Origin of the sequence: Streptomyces sp. SID5785, assembly GCF_009870065.1 — a bacterium.
Taxonomy (GTDB): Bacteria; Actinomycetota; Actinomycetes; order Streptomycetales; family Streptomycetaceae; genus Streptomyces.
Window position 1 is genome coordinate 1 of record NZ_WWIA01000527.1, and the last position, 4,510, is coordinate 4,510.

Below are 4,510 nucleotides of genomic sequence, written 5' to 3' on the forward strand. Positions count from 1 at the left end.
GCGCGACGCCACCGAGTCCGGCGACCCGGAGCCCCTGGCCGCGTTCCAGCGGGCCGCGGCCGCGCTCGTGCGGCCCCGGCTCGACGCCTGGGAACAGCGCTGGCGCGACGGCGCCCACGCCGCGGCCGCGGCGACCGGCGCCCAACTCGCCGCCCTGCGCGCGGGCGACGCACAGCACCTGACCGGGGCCCGCGTCCTTGCGACCGGCCCCACCGCACGCGGCCGCTTCGGCATGTGCGGGCGGCTGGACGTCTACCCCGGCATCTGACCCGCGCCCGCCCCGCGGCGGCAGCAGCGCGTTCTCAACGGCCCTGCCGCCGCAGGCGGTTCGTCCGCCCCCGACCCGGCCACGCCCACGCGGCGGGCAGCGCCCTTCCTTCCCTCGCTCTCCTTTCCTCACTCCGCCCCTGAGAGGCCCTCATGCCCGAGCCACCGCACGGCCCGGCCCGGCGCCCCAGCCGCCGGCTCGTCCTGTCCGCAGCAGCAGCCGGCCTCGGCACGGCCCTGACCGGCACCCTCTCCGCGTGCTCCGCAGCGAGCGGCGGCACGGGCCACGGTGTCACCCTCCGGTTCTCCTGGTGGGGCAACGACGACCGGGCCGCCCGCACCGAGAAGGCGGTGCGCCTCTTCGAGAAGGAGCACCCCGGAGTCACCGTCCGCACCTCGAACGGCGACTTCGGCGCCTATCTCCAGAAGCTCGCCACCCAGGCGGCGGGCGGCGGTGTCCCCGACGTCGTCCAGCTCGACTACCGGCAGATCTCCCAGTACGCGGGAGGCGACGCCATCATGTCGCTGGACGACTTCGTCAAGGACGGCACGATCCGCACGTCCGACATGGACCAGGACTTCCTGCGCACGGGCACCTACCGGGGCGGACAGTTCTCGCTGCCGATGGGACGCGGCATCACCGGGTACGCCTACGACTCCGCCGTCTACCGGAAGGCCGGCATCGCGACGCCCGAGCCCTCCTGGACCTGGCAGGAGTGGGCGAAGGCCAACCGCAGGATCGCCGCGCTGGGCCTCACGTCACCCGACGGACGCGCCTACACCGGCTCCAACGACAGCGGGGGCAACGAGGACGTCTTCGAGGTGTGGCTGCGCGGCCGCGGCAAGCGCCTCTACGCGAGCCAGACGAGACTCGGCTTCACCGAGAGCGACCTGGCCGAGTTCTGGACGTTCCTCGGCGATCTGCGCGACGACGGCGCCATCGCCGAACCCCGGGACACCGTCCAGGCCAAGAGCACCGAGACCAGCCCCATCGGCCGCGGCCTCGCCGCCGCCGACTTCACCTGGGACGCCCCGTTCCCCGGCTACACCGCCCTGCTCGGCGACAGCATCCGCTACGCACCCGTCCCGACGCACGCCGGCCACTCGGGCACGTACTTCAAGCCGAGCATGCTCCTCGGCATCGGATCGCAGAGCGAACACCCCAAGGAGGCAGCCCAGTTGATCGACTTCCTGCTCAATGACCCACGGGCCGGCGACCTCCTCGGCTTCTCCCGGTCCACCCCGCCGAACCGCACCATCGCCGCCCGCCTCGCCACGTCCCTCAAGGGCGCCGAGCGCGAGATCTACGACTACGCGCAGACCATGCAGAAATACGGCCTCGACATCCCGCCCACCGCCCCGCCGCGCGGGGACCTCGCGATCCAGACCGCGTTCACCCACACCTACGAACGCGTCCTGTACGGTCTCGCCTCCCCGCGCCAGGCGGCCCGCGAACTCATCGACGAGGCGAAGAGGGAGCTGGAGTCATGAGCGCGCTCTCCACCACCAGGGCGCCCGAGCGCGCCCCGAGCACGGGGGCGGCGCGCCCGCCGAAGGGCAAGCGTCGCCCGGTCCGCGAACGGCAGTGGCCCGCCTACGTGTTCCTCTCCCCGTGGATGATCGGCGCGGTCGTCCTGACGCTCGTCCCGATGGCCGTCTCGCTGTACCTCTCGTTCACCGACTACAACCTGTTCGACCCGCCGCACTGGATCGGTCTGCGCAACTACCGGGAGATGCTGACCGAGGACCCCCGCTACTGGCGGTCGGTCGGCACGACGATGCTCTACGTCGTGGTGGCCGTGCCGCTCAAGCTCGGGCTGGCCCTGGGCGTGGCGATGCTCCTGAAGAACCTCGCCCGCGGCCGCGCCTTCTACCGCTCCGCGTTCTACGCACCGTCCCTGCTCGGCGCCAGCATGTCCATCGCCCTGGTGTGGAAGGCCCTGTTCAACGACGGCGGCACCGTCGCCAACGTCCTCGACAAGGTGGGCATCCACACCGGCGGCTGGGTCGGCAACCCCGACCTCGCGGTCTACGGCGTCGTCCTGCTCACCGTGTGGCAGTTCGGCGCCCCCATGGTGATCTTCCTGGCCGGCCTGCAGCAGATCTCGCCCGAGCTCTACGAGGCCGCGGCCCTCGACGGCGCGGGCCGCTGGCGCCAGTTCGTCTCCGTCACCGTGCCGATGCTCTCCCCGGTGGTCTTCTTCAACCTGGTCCTGGAGGTCATCAACTCCTTCCAGGTCTTCACCCCGGCCTTCGCCATCAGCGGCGGCGACGGCGGCCCCGCCGACTCCACCATGTTCTACACGCTCTACCTGTACGAACGCGGCTTCACCGCCTCCCACATGGGATACGCCGCCGCGATGGCCTGGCTGCTGCTGATCGCCGTCGGTGCGATCACCCTGATCCTGTTCCGGACCTCCCGGTCCTGGGTGTTCTACGCGGACGAGGAGGGACGATGAACATCGCCACGAAGCGGTGGCTGCCGCACACGCTCTCGGCCGTCGCGCTCCTCGTCCTGCTCTACCCGCTGGTCTGGCTGCTCGCCACGTCGCTCAAGCCCGCCGACGAGGTGATGACGAGCCTGAACCTGTGGCCCAGCCACCTGGAATGGTCCAACTACACGACCGCCCTCGACGGCATCTCGGGCGTCAGCGTGACCCGGCTGCTCGGCAACACCTTCCTGATCGCCGGCGGGGCCGTCCTCGGCAACGTCCTGTCCTGCTCGCTCGCCGCCTACGCCTTCGCACGGCTGCGCTTCCGCATGAGCAAGGTGATGTTCGCCTTCATGGTGTCCACCCTGATGCTGCCGCACCACGTCGTGCTGATCCCGCAGTACATCATCTTCAACCGGCTCGGCCTGGTGGACACCTTCTGGCCGCTGATCCTGCCGAAGTTCCTGGCCACCGAGGCGTTCTTCGTGTTCCTCATCGTCCAGTTCATGCGCGGACTCCCGCGCGAGCTCGAGGAATCCGCACGCATCGACGGCTGCGGCCCCTTCCGCACCTACTGGTCGATCACGCTGCCCCTGGCCCGGCCCGCCCTGATCACCACGGCCATCTTCACGTTCATCTGGACGTGGAACGACTTCTTCACGCAGATGATCTACCTCTTCGCGCCGGAGAAGTACACCATCACGCTCGCCCTGAGCAGCTTCGTCGACCAGTCGAGCACCTCCGCGTACGGCCCCATGTTCGCCATGTCGGTGATCTCCGTGGTCCCGATCGTGCTGTTCTTCTTCGTCTTCCAGCGCTACCTGGTCCAGGGCATGGCCACGTCCGGGCTGAAGGGATGAGGCAGACCATGGCCCACGCACCCGTCGCACCCCGGCGCGAACGCCGCGAACGCCGCGAACCAGGAGAGCTCTTCGGCGCCGGTTTCTCCCTCTTCGCCGACATGCTCCTTGTCGGACTCCTCACCAGCCTCGCCTGCCTCCCGGTGGTCACGGCCCCCGCAGCCTTCGCCGCCGCGTCCGCGGCCCTGCGCCGGACCGCGGCCCACGGGGTCCAACTGAGGGCCGGCACCTACCTCACTGAACTGCGCGCCCACCTCTCGGTACGCTCGCTGGCCCTCGGCCTGCTGCCGCCCGTGCTCGCGCTGATCGTCCTGGTCGACGCCGCCCTCGTGCGCGCCGCGCTGCCCGGCGCCGCCGTCATGGCCCCGGCACTCGCCCTGCTGGTCCTCGGCGCCGCGGTCCTGGCCCTGCGGGCGAGCGCCCTGTGCGCGCCGCACCGCCTCTCCGCCCGCGAGGCCCTGCTGCGCGCGGCCGCTGACCCGCGCGGCACGCTCCTCCTCACCGGCGCCGTCCTGCTGAGCGTCGTCCTGGCCTGGGCGATCCCGCTGCTGCTCCCGCTGCTGCCGGGCCCACTCGCCTTCGCCGCCACCGCGGTCGACCTCCGCGCGCAGGCCCCGGCGCCCGAGAGCTGACGGCCGGCGCCACCGCGCTCACCGCGTCCACCCGCACCCGTACGACACCCGGAGCTCACGCATGCCCCACCCGCACCTGAACGCCGCCGGCCACCCGAGGCCCCAGCTCGTCCGTGATCCCGACTGGCGCGACCTCGGCGGCCCCTGGCAGTTCGCGTACGACGACGAGGACAGCGGCCGCGCCGAGCGCTGGAGCGACCCGCACACCACCGCCCCGTACACCCGCACCGTGCACGTGCCGCACCCGCCCGAGTCGGCGGCGTCCGGGCTGGGGGACACCGGACACCACCCCGTGCTCTGGTACCGCCGCACCCTCGCC

Annotated in this window: 4 protein-coding genes and 2 pseudogenes; all 6 read left to right on the forward strand. The window is 71.6% G+C overall.

The window, feature by feature from the left end:
• Positions 1–268, forward strand: a pseudogene (locus GTW43_RS17120) (cupin); the annotation flags it as partial.
• A gap of 152 nt (positions 269–420) precedes the next feature.
• A complete protein-coding gene (locus GTW43_RS17125; RefSeq protein WP_161302894.1) occupies positions 421–1,758 on the forward strand; it encodes an ABC transporter substrate-binding protein in 1,338 nt (445 codons plus the stop codon).
• On the forward strand, positions 1,755–2,726 hold the full coding sequence (locus GTW43_RS17130; protein WP_161302895.1) for a sugar ABC transporter permease: 972 nt from the start codon (positions 1,755–1,757) through the stop codon (positions 2,724–2,726). Before GTW43_RS17125 ends, GTW43_RS17130 begins: the two co-directional genes overlap by 4 nt.
• On the forward strand, positions 2,723–3,559 hold the full coding sequence (locus GTW43_RS17135) for a carbohydrate ABC transporter permease (protein ID WP_161302896.1): 837 nt from the start codon (positions 2,723–2,725) through the stop codon (positions 3,557–3,559). The genes GTW43_RS17130 and GTW43_RS17135 overlap by 4 nt, the downstream gene beginning before the upstream one ends.
• Positions 3,560–3,567: 8 nt before the next feature.
• The gene (locus GTW43_RS17140) at positions 3,568–4,191 is read left to right on the forward strand and encodes a hypothetical protein (protein WP_161302897.1); all 624 of its coding nucleotides are present in this window, start codon (positions 3,568–3,570) and stop codon (positions 4,189–4,191) included.
• Between the two features lie 61 nt (positions 4,192–4,252).
• Positions 4,253–4,510 (forward strand): annotated as a pseudogene (locus GTW43_RS17145) (glycoside hydrolase family 2); the annotation flags it as partial.

What these genes read in the sequence shown, in the direction of transcription:
- GTW43_RS17125 (WP_161302894.1), top strand. Translation starts at nt 421, where the DNA reads ATGCCCGAGCCACCGCACGGCCCGGCCCGGCGCCCCAGCCGCCGGCTC.
- GTW43_RS17130 (WP_161302895.1), top strand. Translation starts at nt 1,755, where the DNA reads ATGAGCGCGCTCTCCACCACCAGGGCGCCCGAGCGCGCCCCGAGCACG.
- GTW43_RS17135 (WP_161302896.1), top strand. Translation starts at nt 2,723, where the DNA reads ATGAACATCGCCACGAAGCGGTGGCTGCCGCACACGCTCTCGGCCGTC.
- GTW43_RS17140 (WP_161302897.1), top strand. Translation starts at nt 3,568, where the DNA reads ATGGCCCACGCACCCGTCGCACCCCGGCGCGAACGCCGCGAACGCCGC.